Origin of the sequence: Janibacter sp. GS2 (genome assembly GCF_051200835.1) — a bacterium.
GTDB lineage: Bacteria > Actinomycetota > Actinomycetes > Actinomycetales > Dermatophilaceae > Janibacter.
Genome location: NZ_CP195161.1, coordinates 638,353 through 652,672 on the forward strand (window position 1 = coordinate 638,353; position 14,320 = coordinate 652,672).

A 14,320-nucleotide genomic window follows, 5' to 3' on the forward strand; every position below is an offset into this window, starting at 1 on the left:
ATGGATATGTCCACGACCGCCTTCGTCCTCGGTGGAGGGGGCGTGCTCGGAGCCACGCAGGTCGGGATGCTCCAGGCGCTCTTGGCCGCGGACATCACCCCCGACCTCGTCGTCGGGACGAGCATCGGCGCCGTCAACGGCGCCTTCGTCGCGGCCGACCCGACGGCGAAGGGGGTCTCCCGCCTCGAGGACCTGTGGCGCGACGTCGTCCGCTCGGGGGAGATGAGCGAGAACCCCGTGCGGCAGGCGGCCCGCTTCGTCAGGTACCGCACCCACGTCCTGCGCCGGGAGCTGATCCCCGGTCTCGTCGAGCGCCACCTGGGCGTGAGTCACATCGAGGACCTGCCGGTGCCCTTCCAGTGCGTCGCGGCGGAGATCGAGTCGTCCGCGTCACGGTGGTTCACCTCCGGCCCGATCGCGCCGGCCGTCGCGGCGAGCTGTGCCGTACCGGGCCTCTTCGCGCCGGTCGAGGTCGACGGCGCGCACTACTACGACGGCGGTCTGGTGCACTCGATCCCGGTCGGACGAGCCATCGCGCTCGGGGCCACCGACATCCACGTGCTCCAGGTCGGGCGGGTCGAGCAGCCGCTGCTGTCCCCGCGCAACCCGCTCGAGGTCGGGCTCGTCGCCTTCGAGATCGCGCGGCGGCACCGCTTCGTCGAGGAGATCGCCGAGGTGCCGGACTCGGTGCGACTGCACGTCCTGCCGAGCGGGATGGAACGCACGCCGACCGCTGCGCTCGGCCAGGGGTCGGTGGGCAAGGTCGATGACCGCATGCAGCGGGCCTTCGATGCGGCGAGCGGCTACCTCGAGGACCTGACCGCGTGAGGCTCACATCGCTCCCTTCGCTCCCCGCGCCGCCGTACTGGATGCGTCTGGTCATGCAAGCGGTCCTGCCGCTCGTGGGAGTCTTCTTCTCCCTGCTCTTCCTCGTCCTCGTCCCCTTCGCCCTCCTGCTGTGGCCCTGGGACCGGCGTCTGGTGGTGCTGCGGTGCCTCTTCCTCGCGGTCTACGTCATGTGGGAGGACATCGGCCTCGTCGTCGAGTGCTGGTACCTGCGGCTGCGCTCACCGCGGGGGACGAGCCCGACCTGGGACGCGGACCACCTCGCGCTGATCCGGCAGGCCCTGGACAACGTGATGTTCACGGCCAGGCGGATCATCGGGTTCAGGATCGAGATCGAGGGTGAGATCACCGCGGGACGCCCCGGGCACCCCCTCGTCGTCATCTCACGCCACGCCGGACCGGCCGACTCGTTGGCGATCCCGTGGCTGCTTGCCGCCACCGCGGGCCGCATCCCCCGGATCGTCCTGGCCGACGTCATGCTGTGGGACCCGGGCATCGCGATGGTCCTGCAGCGGCTGGACTCCTACTTCGTCCCGTCCCTGTCCGGCGCCGGGGACGACCGGACCAAGGGCGTCGCCGAGCTGGCGTCGACCCTCTCGGGCAAGGACGCGATGCTGATCTTCCCCGAGGGGCGCAACTGGACCCCGGAGCGGCGGGAGGACCAGCTCGAGCGGCTGACCAGCCGCGGGGAGAGCGTGCGGGCCGCGCGGGCCGGAGCCCGTCCGTGGGTTCTCGAGCCACGCTCACGGGGAGTTGCCGCCATCCGCGAGCACGCCCCGGACGCGGACGTCATGGTCATCGCCCACACCGGCCTCGACATGCTCGCCGGGCCCATGGCCGTGATCAAGGCGGTGCCCTTCCGCAACCGGTTGCTCATCCGCGGTGTCACCCACCGCAGCGAGGACGTCCCGACGGACCCCGACGAGGTCGCGGAGTGGCTGGACCGGCAGTGGGACGAGGTCAACGACTGGGTCGCCACGCACGTCAGCCGCCGCGAGCACGCGTGATGCGTCACCCCTTTCCGCCCACGGTCAGCGCTGGCGCAGTGGCGGCGGCGGCCGAGGCGGACAACCGGGTGCACCGCTGGCCGCTCACCCCGCGCCTCACCGCGTGGTTGCGCACGAAGGGGGCGACGCAGCGACTCGCCGGCTTCGAGGCCGATCGTGTGGCGCTCGGGGTCTCGGTCGCCGAGGACGCGCGCGGCCACGTCGTCATGACGGTGCCCGGGGCGGGTCCGGGCGGGAGCACTCCCGGCGCGGTCGAGGGCGCGTGGGTGCTGTGGATCCACGGGGGCGGCTTCTGCTGGGGCTCGGCCCGCGACGGGACGGGACTGCGGCTGGCTGCCGGTCTGTCGCGGCCGGTGGTCTCGGTGGAGTACCCGCTCGCCCCGGAGGCGCGCTTCCCCGCCGCCCTCGATGCCTGCGTCGACGCCTACCTCGCCGGGACCCAAGAGCGCGGGCACCGGGTGCTGCTCGGGGGCGTCTCCGCGGGCGCCAACCTCGCGCTGGGTGTGCTGCAACGCCTCCGTGCCCGTCGGGCGGCGGGTGAGGACATCCCGCTGCCGCTGGGCCTGGTGGCGCTGACCCCCTTCGGCGACCTGGCGGGCGAAGGGGAGTCCTACCGCGTCAACGAGGGCCGCGACGCCTACCTGACGTGGCGCGGTCAGCAGGAACGCTTCGCCCGGGCGTACGCCGGTGGCGCCGACCTGCGTGACCCGTTCGTCTCGCCGGTGCACGCCGACTGGTCGGGGGAGGAGCTGCCACCGGCCTTCTTCTCGACCGGGACGCGTGACCTCTTCCTCTCGGACACCGCGCGGATCCACACCGCGTGGCGGGCCGCCGGCGGAGCGGCGGACCTCGCTTTGGCGGAGGGGCTGTGGCACTCCTACCTCTCGGACCCCCGCCTCCCCGAGTCCGCGGCTCTCCTCGCCCGCCTCCTCGACTGGTGCGAGGGCGTCCTGGCGTAGCCCGCCCGGCCCCCTTACACGGTGTGGCCGGCCACCCTTCGTATGGTCGGCCACCCCACGAGCAGCGGCTGACCACACCAGAGGTGGCCGGCCACACCGCGTGTCACTGGTCGCCGAGGCGCCGCAGCCGCTCCAGCCAGTCCCGTGCCGCGACGAAGGCGCGGTCGGTGGCGATCGGGTCGATGCTCACCTCGGCGCCGGAGGCTGCGGGATAGGACCCGAGGAAGCGCACATCGGCACAGATGCGGTGCAGGCTCATCAGCGCCGCCCCGACCCGCTCGTCCTGCACGTGCCCCTCGAGGTCGATCGAGAAGCAGTACGCGCCCATCGACTCCTTCGTCGGGCGGGACTCCAGGCGGGTCATGTTGATCCCGCGCACGGAGAACTGCTCCAGCAGCTCGAGCAGGCCACCGGCGCGATCGTTGCGCTGGAACAGCACGACGGTCGTCTTGTCCCGCCCGGTCGGCGCGGGCTGGACCTCCGGCCGCGACACCACGACGAAGCGCGTCACCGCATTGGCCATGTCCCCGATGTCGTGGGCGAGGACCTCGAGACCGAAGTGCTCGGCGGCCACCGGAGCGCAGACCGCGGCGTCGTAACCGAGGTCGTCGGGGTGCTCGGCGAGATCCTTGGCCGCGGATGCCGTCGAGAGCGTCGGCACGTAGATCGCCTGCGGGGCCACGTGATCGGCCCACCCACGCACCTGTGCCCACGCATGGCTGTGCGTGCCGATGGCGCGCAGGTCCGAAAGGGTCGTCCCCGCCCGGCCGGCGGCGACGAAGGTGATCGGCACGAGCACCTCGCCGACGACGATGAGCGGGTCACCGGAGGCGAGGGCGTCGAGCGTGGCGGAGACACCCCCTTCGACGGAGTTCTCGATCGGGACGACCGCGGCGTCCACCTCACCGGACCGCAGCGCGTCCAGGGCGGAGTCGACCGACCCGTGCGGCACGTAGTCCTGCCCCGCAGCGGGCACCCACCGCGTGAGCGCCTCATGGGTGAAGGTGCCCTCGGGGCCGAGGTAGGCGTAGCTGGTCATGGTCTCCTCCAGGGGACGGGACGAAGGGAGGTCAGGCGTCCGCCGACCCGGTGCGGGCCGCAGCGAGCGCTTGACGCTCCTCGGGGGTGAGGGTGGTGTCGGCGTGGCCGCCGACGACGCCCTTGGCGTAGGTGCGGGACTCCCCGCGGCCGTGGATGCTGCTCATGACGAGACCGTCACCGGCGTCGTCGATGACCGCGGCGGAGAACGAGAGCCGGCCGCCCATGTCACCGAAGGCGTCGTAGCGCACCACGGCGACGTGGCGCAGCGCCTGACGGATGTCGTGCCGCAGGTCGGCCAGGTCACCCTCCCCGACCGGGGAACGCTCCTCGAGGACGAGCACTCGCCGGGTGAGCACGCGCACCCGCAGGGCCAGCCCGACCACGGTGAGGAGCAGGACGAGGAGCGCGACGGACAGGATGATCTCGAGGGCGCTCATGCGGGCATCACAGCCGCCCGCGTCCCCCGCTCGCGGCGGGCCCGTTCTTCCATGGCCGTCACCCTAGGCGGTGGGTCGGGGTGAACCTCGCTCATCCGGGCGAGCGCCGGCGACGATCTCGCCGTTGCGTGGCACGAACGTCTCCTGCGTGCCGGGGCGACGAAAGGTCATCGGTAGGCCGCGGGCCCGGTCCCACGCGATCGAGTCACTGACCTGCACGTGGACATGCGGCTCGGTGCTGTTGCCCGAGTTGCCGCACGCTCCGACGACGCTCCCGACCTCCACCCGTTGTCCGGGGGTGACGGCGACAGAGCCGCGACGGAGATGCGCGAGGAGCACGTAGGGGCCACCCTCCGCGAGGGCGATGACGACATGGTTCCCGGCGAGGCCGGCGCTGCCGTGGCGAGCCCGACGTGCCTGCGTCAGCGCGTACCCGATGAGCAGCAGCTGGGAGCGACGGGCCTCGTGGTCCTCCTCGCCGTCGTGCACCGCGTGGACGACACCCGCGGTCGGGGCGACGATCCCGAGGAAGGTCCCCGGGGGCTCGGTCGCGACGAGGGTGCGCCAGGTGCGCGCGCCGGACAGCCCTCGCGCATCCACCCGGACGAAGTCGATGGCGTGGGACGAGCCGAACAGGTCCGTCCCGTGGCTCGGCACGCGGTTCGCCGGGCTGTTCTGGGTCACCCAGCGACCGTGGAAGGGCAGGGCCAACTCGACCGGGAGCACCCTGCCAGCCTGACACACGGCGCCGCAGCACTGGCCGGCCACAGGGGGGACAATGGCAACATGTCCCTGACGCTTGGTCCGAATCGTCCGCTGTCCAGCACCGCACCGGCCACCGTGAACTACGAGCTCCACGGGCCTGCGCACCGGCTGTTCTTCGACCCCTTCCCCCGTCGCATCCGCGCCTTCCTCGGCGGCGAGCCGGTGGTGGATTCCGTGCGAGCGATGCTGCTGCACGAGAGCAACCTGATGGTGGTGCTCTACGTGCCTCGTGAGGACGTCCTCGCGAGGCTGACGCCGACCGAGCACTCGACGCACTGCCCGTTCAAGGGGGACGCCTCGTACTGGGACGTGACGGCGGGTGGCCGCACGGCAGCGAATGCTGCCTGGGGCTACCCCGACCCTCGACCCGAGGCCGCCTGGCTCGAGGGCTACGTCGCCTTCTACTGGGACGCGATGGATGCCTGGTTCGACGAGGACGAGGAGACCGGCGGCCACCCGCGCGACCCCTACACGCGGATCGACGTCCGTCGCACCTCGAGGCCGGTCACCGTCAGTGCGCACGGCGAGGTGATCGCGCAGACCCGCAGGGCCCTGGTGCTCTCCGAGGGTCACCTGCCGAACCGCTTCTACGTCCCCCGCGAGGACGTGCCCGCCGAGCTGCTCGAGGTCTCGGCGACGCACAGCTACTGCCCGTACAAGGGGCAGGCCTCCTACCTCCACGTCGCTGGGGTGCCGGACGGTGCGTGGTACTACCCGCAGCCCTGTGACGGAGTGGGGCTCATCCGCGACCACCTCGCCTTCGACGGTGATGGCCTCGAGGTCCGGGTCAGCGGCGAACCGGTCGAGACGGGCATGCCCCCGCGCTCCTGAGCGTGCTCGGGCACGGACCGGCGTGTCGATCAGGCTCCAGTCAGCCGGAGGGGCTCACGAGAGGAAGCGCCGGGCCAGGAGGGCCCTCGAGACGTCCCGCAGCTGCCCGGCGCGGTGCAGTCGCCCCGCGAGGTCGGTGCGCGATCGGCGGTGGGTCAGGTCGAGCGTGACCTCGGCGACCCGACGGCCGGCACGCAGGACGTCGACGAGCATCGCCGCCTCGACGCCCCAGCCGGGCGCCAGGGGCAGGGCCTCGGCGTAGGTCTGCCGGGTCAGGCAGCGCGGGCCACCCAGGGGTTGCTCGATCCGCCGGCCGGTCATCGCCTCGATCTGCCCACGGGCCAGACGCACGATGCGACCCGACCCGAGCGAGGAGTCCGTGTGCGGGGTGACGCCCAGGGCGAGGTCCGCGCCGCCGAGGAGGACCGGGACGAGCAGCGGGGTGAGGTTGGCCGCGGACTCGCCGAGGTCGGCGTCGGCGAAGAGGAGCACGTGCTCACCGGTGCCCTTGCGCTGCTCCTCCTCGGCCAGGCGGGCCACGCCGGTCTCGAGCGCGGCCGAGGCGCCTCGGGCGATCTGGTGCCGCACGACGATCGCCCCGTGCGCGGCGGCGACGTCCCCGGTCGCGTCCTGCGAGCCGTCGTCGACGACGATGACGAGATCGATGTCGATCAGCGTGGACAGCGCGCGGACGGTGGCCCCGACGAGCTCCTCCTCGTCCTTGGCCGGGACGACTGCTGCCACGGGGGCGGACACGGTCAGCGCAACGTCACTTGTCGCGAGAGCAGGCCGGCGCGGGCGCGACGCTCGTCGGCGGTGAGGTCCTCGGTGGCGGCCAGCGCGCTCGCGTAGCGGGACGCGAAGGCGGCGACGGCGCCCTCGTGGTCGGCCGGCTCGGAGTCCGCCGGCACCTCCCAGACGGGGACGAGCAGGCCGCCGGCGCGGAAGGCTCCGAGGAGGCGACGGTCACCGTCGAGGTGGGAGTCGCCCTTCGCGTGGAGTCGGGCGAGGGCGGTCGTCGCGCTGTCCTCGTCCTCGGGCAGGACGTGGCGGATGTAGGTGCGCTCGCCGATCCGGCACCAGTAGGTGAAGGGGGTCTCGGCCATGGCCACCGTCGGGATGACCGACTCGTTGGCCCGCTCCAGCGACTCGGCGGCCTCCCCGGAGACCTCCTGGCCCTCGACCCAGAAGTCGAAGCCCTCGTGGACGGTCACCTCGAAGTCGGCCTCGGTGTCGATGAGCTCCTGCAGCCGAGGGGTCTCGGCGGTGGTGCGGGGGAGCTGGGTGACGGGGGCACCCGGCTCGGCGGCGAGCGCGCTGAGGAGCGCCTGGGCGAGGTCGCGGCTGGGGTCGCCGCCGGAGGACCCGGCCTGGCTGGCGATGAGGATGCGGCCGTCGTCACGGCGCAGGGCCGGCCACGCCATCGGCAGGACGGTGGCGAGGGTGACCGTCTCCGCAGAGCCGGCAGGGACCGCGTCGGGGTTGAGCCGCAGGGTCGCCGTGGCCGCGGGCAGGATCTCGTAGGCCGCCACCCAGTCGGGCTCGCCGGGCAGCCCCGCGAAGGGACGTGCGGTGTAAGGAGCGGGGGCGACCTTGGTCTTGCCCTGCGTGTCCTTCTTGCGTCGTGAAGCCTTACCCATGGCCGTCAGCGTAGGGCGTCGGCCGGGCGCGAGTTGGGTCGGATCGCCGGGGCGAGGACAATGAACGCCGTCGAGGGGAGTCGAGCACGATGACGAAGGGAGTTGCCCGGATGGGTCAGGAAGAGCCGAGCGCCGCGTCCGCGGGGACCGTGGACAGCTTCGGGGGCGAGATCGGTCGCGGTCAGGCCCGCACCGTCCGGGCCCGGTGGGAGTTGCAGACCGTGACGCGGATCCGTGCGGCGGTCGCGCAGGACCTCGTGGCCCGCGGGATCAGCGACCAGGTGGTCAGCGAGGCGGAGCTCGTCGTCACCGAGCTGGTGACCAACTCGCTGCGCCACGCCACGCCGCTCAGCGACCGGACGGTACGCATCCACTGGAAGGCCCGCGGCAACTCGGTCGAGATCGAGGTCAGCGACGGCGGGTCCGAGACCGAGCCGGTCCCCGCCGCACGAGCGGTCTGGGCCACCTCGGGTCGCGGGCTGCGCATCGTGCGTAGCATCGCCCACGAGTGGGGCGTGCAGCGGGACGAGAAGCAGACCACCGTCTGGGCTGCCCTCGGTGGGCCCTCCCGCCGCCGGGTCGGTCACTGACCGGCCGTCCAGGGCTCCACCGCGACAGGGGCGCTGGCCGACTGACGGAGCGACGACGGAGCCTGTCCCAGGACGTCGGCGGAGGGGCCCAGCCATCCGGGGGGTGCCCCTGCTCCGAAAGACGGTTCGAGAGGCACCCCGTTGACGCACCTTCTTCCCCACATGTGCGGTCGGGCCACACAGGAAGCAGCGATCTCGATGACCGCACCCGGAACCGTTCGACAGGCCGCACCCGACCAGCCCGATCACGGGTCGTGGTGGCGGCCACTCGTGCTGAGACTGCACTTCTATGTGGGCGTGTTCGTCGGCCCCTTCGTACTGGTGGCGGCGATGAGCGGGGCACTGTATGCGTTGTCGCCACAGCTGGAGCCACTGCTGTACGAGCGTGAGCTGCAGGTCGAGCCGACGGCGACGACACTGCCGCTCGCCGAGCAGATCGAGGCCGCGCGAGCCGTCGAGCCGGGCAGCGAGCTGCTCGGTGTGCGGCCGGCACCTGAGCCGGGTGACACCACCCGGGTGCTGTTCGACGACGGCGAGCTCGGCGAGTCGGAGGCACACGCGGTCTTCGTCGACCCCGGATCCGGTCAGGTGCGCGGCGAGCTGACCACCTACGGCACGAGTGGAGCTCTGCCGGTGCGCAGCTGGATCGACCAGCTGCACCGGTCGCTGCATCTGGGCGACGCCGGCCGCCTGTACAGCGAACTGGCCGCGTCCTGGCTGTGGGTCCTCGCGCTCGGAGGGGTCGTGCTGTGGGCATCCCACCTACGGCGCGGTCGGCGACAACTTCGCCGGGCGTTCCTGCCGGACCGTTCACTGCGTGGGCGGGCGCGCTCGCGCAGTGTCCACGGCAGTGTCGGGCTGCTGCTGGCGGCGGCCTTCCTCGGGCTGTCGATCACCGGACTGACATGGTCCACCTACGCCGGCGCGAACGTCACCGAGGCGCGCACCCAGCTGGGCTGGGACGCGCCCGTGCTGAGCACCACGCCGGCCGAGGCCCCGCCTGGACACGAAGGCCACACCGATCCGGGCCCGTCGACCGGCCACGAGGAGCACACCGCTTCCGGCTCGCCGACCGGGCTCGGCGCCGACCTGACGACCTACGACGACGTCCTGGACGCCGCTCGTCAGGCCGGCATCGACGCCGGTGAGATCGAGGTCCTCGCGGCCACCGAACCCGGTCAGGCGTGGACGGTCACCGAGATCGACCGGAGCTGGCCGACCCAGGTCGATGCCACCTCGGTCGACCCCGAGACCCTGGCCGTGGTCGACCAGACCCGCTTCGCCGATCACCCGTTCATGGCGAAGATGGCCCGCTGGGGCATCGACGCGCACATGGGGTCGCTGTTCGGGCTGCCGAACCAGCTGCTGCTCGCCGGCATCGGCATCGGCCTGGCGTTCGTTGTCGTGTGGGGCTATCGCATGTGGTGGCAACGTCGACCCACGCGCGGGTCACGCCTCGCGGTCGGTCGGCCGTATCCGCGCGGAACCCTTCGCCACATGCCGTGGCCGGTGGCCGTCGTGGTGGTCCCCACTGTCGCTGCCCTGGCCTGGTTTCTCCCCCTGATGGGAGTCTCCCTCGTGGCGTTCCTCGCCGGCGACGCTCTGCTGGGGCTGCGCGATCGCCGTGCCCGAGTGGCCCGAAGCTAGGGCACCCGGCCGGACGTCGTCGGAGGCGTCCTCCCACGCCCCGTCGTGCTGCGGTGGCGGCTGCGTCGGGGACGACCCGCTAGCCCCGGATATTCAGTGGCGCCGAAGGGGGGCGCCTGACACCGTCGTGGTGATGAGCGAGCCCACCACTGATCTTCTCGGCCTCGGCTGGGACGCGACGGCGGCCACGGCCTTCGGCGAGGCCGCCGGTGCCACCCCCTTCGTCCTCGTGCCGGGTCGCGTGGGGCGGGTCGACCGGGGCCGGGTCACCGTGCACACCGCCGCAGGAGCGCTCCCGGCGCTGGTGCGCCTGCCCGCCGGCAGCGACCCGGAGGAGCAGCCCACGACCGGGGACTGGGTCGGCCTGGAGCGACGACCCGACGGCGACGTCGTGCGCCTGGTCCTCCCGCGCAGCAGCGCCATCGTGCGTCGGGCTGCCGGAGGGCGGTCCGACGGCCAGGTCATGGCGGCCAACCTCGAGCACGTCCTCATCGCCGTGCCCGTCGAGACCGCGGTCAACCTCTCGACGATCGAGCGCTACCTCGTCGTGGCGTGGGAGTCGGGAGCCCAGCCACTGCTCGTCCTGACCAAGGCCGACCTCGGCTACGACCCGGAGGCCACGCGTGCGCTGGTCGAGGCCGCGGCGCCCGGCGTCGACGTGCTCGTCGTCTCGGCGGAGGTCGGCGAGGGCGTCGATGAGCTCGCCACCGCGCTCGCCGGTGGGACCACCGCCCTTGTCGGTCAGTCCGGCGCAGGCAAGTCGACGTTGGTCAACGTGCTCGCCGGGCACCGGGTGCAGGCCGTCGCCGACACGCGTCAGGACGGCAAGGGCCGGCACACGACGACGGCGCGCGAGCTCATCCCGCTCCCGGGTGGAGGGGTCCTCATCGACACCCCGGGTCTGCGGTCGATCGGGCTGCACGAGGACGGCGAGGGCCTGGCGCTGACCTTCCCGGACGTCGAGGAGGTCATGGAGCGGTGCAGGTTCTCCGACTGCGCCCACGGCAGCGAGCCCGGCTGCGGCGTTCAGGCCGCGCTCGCGGACGGCAGTCTCGACGAGCGCCGCTGGAGCAGCTGGCGCAAGCTGCAGCGCGAGGCCGAGTGGATCGCCCGACGGACCGATCCGCTGGCGCGGGCATCGGCGCGCAAGCGCTGGGTCGCGACGGGGAGGGCCGGCAAGGCGCAGGCCCGGGCCAAGCGCGGGGAGAACCCCTTCGCCTGAGCCTCGCCGGAGCCCGGTCAGAGGACGTCGTGGCCCGGGCGCCCGCCCCGCGCCATCGCCTCGGCGATCTCCAGTGCCGGACGCACCTTCGGTGTCTTGGGGATGACCCCGAGGCGGCCGGCCTGGAAGTCCTCGAAGGCGGTGACCAGCTCATCGCGGGTGTTCATGACGAAGGGTCCGTAGGCTGCGACCGGTTCGCGGATCGGCCGACCGCCGAGGAGGACCACCTCGAGCGAGGGGCTGCGGGAGTCCTGGCTGTCGTCGGCCGCGATCTCCAGCGCACCACCTGCCCCGAAGACGGCGAGCTGGCCCTCGCGGATCGGGCGCCGGTCCGGCCCGACCACTCCGCGACCGGAGAGCACGTAGGCCAAGCCGTTGAAGTCCTCGCGCCAGGGGATGTGCAGCCGCGCCCCGGGGGCGATCGTCGAGTGGATCATCGAGATCGGGGTCGTCGTGATCCCCGGGCCGGCGTGCCCGTCGAGCTCGCCGGCGATGACCCGCAGGAGCGCCCCGCCGTCATGGCTGGAGAGGAGGCCGACCTCCTCGGAGCGGAGGTCCTGGTACTTCGGGTCACTCATCTTCTGGTGGCTCGGCAGGTTGACCCACAGCTGCAGCCCGTGGAAGAGCCCACCGCTGACGACGAGCTCCTCCGGTGGGGCCTCGATGTGCAGCAGGCCCGACCCGGCGGTCATCCACTGGGTGTCACCGTTGGTGATGAGACCGCCCCCGCCGTGGGTGTCCTGATGGGCGAAGGTGCCGTCGATGATGTAGGTGACGGTCTCGAAGCCGCGGTGCGGGTGCCAGCTCGTCCCGCGGGCCTCGCCCGCCGCGTACTCGACCTCGCCCATCTGGTCCATGTGGATGAAGGGGTCGAGCTGGGCCGTGTCGACACCGGCGAAGGCGCGGCGGACGGGGAATCCTTCGCCCTCGAAGCCCTTGGGTCCGGTGCTCACCGAGAGCACGGGGCGGGAGACCGCCTCGGGCAGCGGCTGGGTCACGCGGGGCAGGGTGAGGATGTTGTCGACGGTCACGGCAGGCATGGGGGGCGCTCCTTCGGTTGCGGTCACCACCGACAACAGTAGTTGAAAATCAAACATTCCGCGAGGGTCCGCTACCCGTGCGTCGGGCGGACGGGCGCCGCCGGGTCGATCAGCGCCGCTGGGTCGCCGTGAGGCCCTCACGGACAGGGGTGCTGTCCACGGCCTCCGGGCTGCCGGGGGCGTCGAGCACCTCGCCTTCGGGGTCCGCAGCGGGGCTCTCGTCGTGGTTGGACTCGCGCAGCGGAAGGTTCGGGATGAACATCGTCACGAGGAAGACGACGGCCAGGATCGGCAGGCCGAGGGCGAAGGCGTCGTGCAGCTGCTGGGCCAGACCCCACCGCACGGCCTCGACGACCTGCGGGGGCAGGCCGGACAGCGCACTCGGGTCGAGGACGGAGCCGGCGTCCATCCCCTCGGTCCTGCCGGCGGAGGCGCCGGCGGGCAGGTGGGAGCCGATCCGCTCGGTGAGCCCGTTGGCCATGACCGCCCCGTAGATGGCGATCCCGACGGTCGAGCCGACATTGCGGAAGAACTGCGTCGACGAGGTGGCGACACCCATGTCGGACTGCGCGACCGCGTTCTGCACGACGAGCGTGAACTGCTGCATCGCCATGCCCAACCCGATGCCGAGGACGGTCATCGACAGGGTGAGCTGGGTGCTCGTCGCCGTGTGGTCGAGGCGGGTGAGCAAGAAGGTGCCCAGGGCCATGATCGCGATGCCGGTGAGCATGAAGGGCAGGTACCTGCCCGTCTTCGTGATGAGCAGACCGGTGAGGATGCCGCAGATGATGAAGCCGAGCATGAGCGGCATGAGGATCAGGCCCGAGTTCGTGGCGTTCACCCCGATGACTCCCTGCGCGTAGACGGGGATGTAGATGATGGCGCCGAACATGACGATCGCGATGCCGAAGGCGGCGACGAGGCTGAGCGAGACCGTCCGGTTGGCGAAGAGGCGCAGCGGCAGGACGGGCTCGACGGCGCGACGCTCGATCGCGATGAAGGCGACGAGCGAGACGGCGGCGAGGGCGAAGAGGCCGAGGGACTCGCTCGAGCGCCAGGCCCAGCTGGAGCCGCCGAAGGAGACCGCGAGGAGGAGCGAGGTCAGGCCGAGGACGAGCGTGGCGATCCCCGGGTAGTCGATCGGTGCCCTGCGGGGGACGTGCGGGATGTGCAGGAACTTCGCGATGAAGACGAGGGCCAGCAGGCCCACCGGCAGGGAGACGAAGAAGAGCCAGCGCCAGCCGAGGTGGTCGGTGATGACGCCACCGGCGAGGGGACCAGCGACCGATGTGACGCCGAAGACGGCGCCCATCAGGCCCTGGTACTTGCCGCGCTGCCGCGGCGGGATGATGTCGCCGATGATCGTCTGGGACAGCGGCATGAGCGTGCCCATCCCCAGGCCCTGCACGGCGCGACCGGCGACGAGCATCCAGAAGGTGCCGGAGAGGCCGCAGATGACGGTACCGACCATGAAGACGACGATGCCGCCGAGGTAGAAGGTGCGCCGCCCGTAGAGGTCGGAGAACTTGCCGACGACCGGCACGGTGACGGCGGAGACGAGCATCGCGGCGGTGGCGACCCAGCTGTAGTGGCTCATGCCCCCGAGCTCGGAGACGATCCGGGGCAGGGCGGGGCCGACGATGGTCTGGCTGATCGACGCGACGAGCATGCCGAGCATCAGGCCGATGAAGACGCGCTTGTGCTCGGTGCTCATCGTGTACGGGGCGGCGGGTGTGGCGGCGCTCACGCAGTGGTCCTTTCGGGAGCGGGGGAGAGTGACGAAGGGGGGATGTCGGCCGGCTCGGCGTCGGCGGCCATGTCGGTGCTCAGCCGGGTCAGGAGCCGGTCGAGGGCGACGATGTCGTCCTCGGGCCAGTCCGCGAGGATCGTGCGGAGCAGGCCGGTGCGGGAGACGCGCTCGCCCGCGAGCGCGGCTCGGCCCGGGTCGGTCAGGCGCACCGTGCTGGCGCGCCCGTCGCTGGGGTCGGGCAGCCGTTCCAGCAGGCCGTGGGCCTGGAGGTGGGTCACCCGGCGGCTGATGGTCGAGACGTCGTGGCCATGTGCAGCGGCGAGCTGCGAGATGCGCACGCCGGCCTCGTGGGGGCAGTGCTCGAGCGTGCCGAGCACGGCGTAGTCGGTGCGGGACATCGCCTGCGGGTCGAGGACCTGGCGGCGGGCGATGAGCCGGGCGAACTGGCCGAAGACCCGTCCCAGCGTCTCCTGCAGGTGCAGTCCCGCGGTCGAGGTGGTTGCGTGCACCCTGCAACTATATAGGTGCATGCAGCAACCATTCAA

General features: G+C 72.1%; 15 protein-coding genes. 7 read left to right on the forward strand and 8 right to left on the reverse strand.

Annotated features, from left to right (window positions below):
* The first annotated feature begins 6 nt into the window (after positions 1-6).
* The 3 genes from ACR9E9_RS03140 to ACR9E9_RS03150 are packed head-to-tail and all read left to right on the forward strand — an operon-like array spanning position 7 to position 2,812.
* The gene (locus tag ACR9E9_RS03140) at positions 7-828 is read left to right on the forward strand and encodes a patatin-like phospholipase family protein (RefSeq protein WP_435201598.1); all 822 of its coding nucleotides are present in this window, start codon (positions 7-9) and stop codon (positions 826-828) included.
* Entirely contained in the window at positions 825-1,853 is a 1,029-nt protein-coding gene (locus ACR9E9_RS03145; protein ID WP_435201599.1) for a 1-acyl-sn-glycerol-3-phosphate acyltransferase, read from the forward strand. The genes ACR9E9_RS03140 and ACR9E9_RS03145 overlap by 4 nt, the downstream gene beginning before the upstream one ends.
* Positions 1,853-2,812 carry an alpha/beta hydrolase gene (locus ACR9E9_RS03150; protein WP_435201601.1) on the forward strand — a complete coding sequence of 320 codons (960 nt, stop codon included), beginning with the start codon at positions 1,853-1,855 and terminating at the stop codon, positions 2,810-2,812. Before ACR9E9_RS03145 ends, ACR9E9_RS03150 begins: the two co-directional genes overlap by 1 nt.
* Positions 2,813-2,915: 103 nt before the next feature.
* Here ACR9E9_RS03150 and pheA read toward each other — a convergent pair whose 3' ends face one another.
* From pheA to ACR9E9_RS03165, 3 genes are all read right to left on the reverse strand, one after another.
* Positions 2,916-3,851 (reverse strand): prephenate dehydratase, encoded by a 936-nt coding sequence (pheA, locus tag ACR9E9_RS03155; protein ID WP_435201602.1) that lies wholly within the window; start codon positions 3,849-3,851, stop codon positions 2,916-2,918.
* Positions 3,852-3,882: 31 nt separating this feature from the next.
* Entirely contained in the window at positions 3,883-4,290 is a 408-nt protein-coding gene (locus ACR9E9_RS03160; RefSeq protein ID WP_435201604.1) for a DUF4446 family protein, read from the reverse strand.
* 63 nt (positions 4,291-4,353) lie between these two features.
* Positions 4,354-5,016: a M23 family metallopeptidase gene (locus ACR9E9_RS03165; RefSeq protein WP_435201606.1), complete on the reverse strand. Its 663-nt coding sequence runs from the start codon at positions 5,014-5,016 to the stop codon at positions 4,354-4,356.
* A 60-nt stretch (positions 5,017-5,076) separates the two neighbouring features.
* Here ACR9E9_RS03165 and ACR9E9_RS03170 point away from each other — a divergent pair, with 60 nt between their 5' ends.
* Complete coding sequence (locus ACR9E9_RS03170) at positions 5,077-5,886, forward strand: DUF427 domain-containing protein (RefSeq protein WP_435201607.1); 810 nt, start codon at positions 5,077-5,079, stop codon at positions 5,884-5,886.
* Positions 5,887-5,940: 54 nt separating this feature from the next.
* Here ACR9E9_RS03170 and ACR9E9_RS03175 read toward each other — a convergent pair whose 3' ends face one another.
* The gene (locus tag ACR9E9_RS03175; RefSeq protein WP_435201609.1) at positions 5,941-6,642 is read right to left on the reverse strand and encodes a glycosyltransferase family 2 protein; all 702 of its coding nucleotides are present in this window, start codon (positions 6,640-6,642) and stop codon (positions 5,941-5,943) included.
* Between the two features lie 2 nt (positions 6,643-6,644).
* Complete coding sequence (locus ACR9E9_RS03180; protein WP_435201610.1) at positions 6,645-7,526, reverse strand: DUF5926 family protein; 882 nt, start codon at positions 7,524-7,526, stop codon at positions 6,645-6,647.
* A gap of 110 nt (positions 7,527-7,636) precedes the next feature.
* Between ACR9E9_RS03180 and ACR9E9_RS03185 the strand changes: the two genes are divergently transcribed.
* The 3 genes from ACR9E9_RS03185 (at position 7,637) to rsgA (ending at position 10,985) form a co-directional block, all read left to right on the forward strand.
* Positions 7,637-8,116, forward strand: a complete 480-nt coding sequence (locus tag ACR9E9_RS03185) for an ATP-binding protein (protein ID WP_435201612.1) — start codon at positions 7,637-7,639, stop codon at positions 8,114-8,116.
* 198 nt (positions 8,117-8,314) lie between these two features.
* The gene (locus tag ACR9E9_RS03190) at positions 8,315-9,763 is read left to right on the forward strand and encodes a PepSY-associated TM helix domain-containing protein (protein ID WP_435201614.1); all 1,449 of its coding nucleotides are present in this window, start codon (positions 8,315-8,317) and stop codon (positions 9,761-9,763) included.
* Positions 9,764-9,896: 133 nt separating this feature from the next.
* Positions 9,897-10,985: a ribosome small subunit-dependent GTPase A gene (gene rsgA, locus ACR9E9_RS03195; RefSeq protein ID WP_435201616.1), complete on the forward strand. Its 1,089-nt coding sequence runs from the start codon at positions 9,897-9,899 to the stop codon at positions 10,983-10,985.
* Positions 10,986-11,002: 17 nt separating this feature from the next.
* On the opposite strand, the gene ACR9E9_RS03200 is transcribed toward rsgA, so the two are convergent.
* The 3 genes from ACR9E9_RS03200 to ACR9E9_RS03210 all read right to left on the reverse strand — a co-directional run bounded on the left by ACR9E9_RS03200 (position 11,003) and on the right by ACR9E9_RS03210 (position 14,284).
* Positions 11,003-12,025 (reverse strand): pirin family protein, encoded by a 1,023-nt coding sequence (locus ACR9E9_RS03200; RefSeq protein WP_435201618.1) that lies wholly within the window; start codon positions 12,023-12,025, stop codon positions 11,003-11,005.
* Between the two features lie 109 nt (positions 12,026-12,134).
* Positions 12,135-13,772 carry an MDR family MFS transporter gene (locus ACR9E9_RS03205; RefSeq protein WP_435201620.1) on the reverse strand — a complete coding sequence of 546 codons (1,638 nt, stop codon included), beginning with the start codon at positions 13,770-13,772 and terminating at the stop codon, positions 12,135-12,137.
* Positions 13,769-14,284 (reverse strand): MarR family winged helix-turn-helix transcriptional regulator, encoded by a 516-nt coding sequence (locus ACR9E9_RS03210; protein WP_435201622.1) that lies wholly within the window; start codon positions 14,282-14,284, stop codon positions 13,769-13,771. Before ACR9E9_RS03210 ends, ACR9E9_RS03205 begins: the two co-directional genes overlap by 4 nt.
* Positions 14,285-14,320 lie beyond the last annotated feature (36 nt).

Excerpts from the sequence above, each read along its gene's own strand:
- ACR9E9_RS03140 (WP_435201598.1), top strand. The coding sequence starts at position 7 with ATGTCCACGACCGCCTTCGTCCTCGGTGGAGGGGGCGTGCTCGGAGCC.
- ACR9E9_RS03150 (WP_435201601.1), top strand. The coding sequence starts at position 1,853 with ATGCGTCACCCCTTTCCGCCCACGGTCAGCGCTGGCGCAGTGGCGGCG.
- pheA (WP_435201602.1), bottom strand. The coding sequence starts at position 3,851 with ATGACCAGCTACGCCTACCTCGGCCCCGAGGGCACCTTCACCCATGAG.
- ACR9E9_RS03160 (WP_435201604.1), bottom strand. The coding sequence starts at position 4,290 with ATGAGCGCCCTCGAGATCATCCTGTCCGTCGCGCTCCTCGTCCTGCTC.
- ACR9E9_RS03170 (WP_435201607.1), top strand. The coding sequence starts at position 5,077 with ATGTCCCTGACGCTTGGTCCGAATCGTCCGCTGTCCAGCACCGCACCG.
- ACR9E9_RS03180 (WP_435201610.1), bottom strand. The coding sequence starts at position 7,526 with ATGGGTAAGGCTTCACGACGCAAGAAGGACACGCAGGGCAAGACCAAG.
- ACR9E9_RS03185 (WP_435201612.1), top strand. The coding sequence starts at position 7,637 with ATGGGTCAGGAAGAGCCGAGCGCCGCGTCCGCGGGGACCGTGGACAGC.
- ACR9E9_RS03190 (WP_435201614.1), top strand. The coding sequence starts at position 8,315 with ATGACCGCACCCGGAACCGTTCGACAGGCCGCACCCGACCAGCCCGAT.
- rsgA (WP_435201616.1), top strand. The coding sequence starts at position 9,897 with ATGAGCGAGCCCACCACTGATCTTCTCGGCCTCGGCTGGGACGCGACG.
- ACR9E9_RS03200 (WP_435201618.1), bottom strand. The coding sequence starts at position 12,025 with ATGCCTGCCGTGACCGTCGACAACATCCTCACCCTGCCCCGCGTGACC.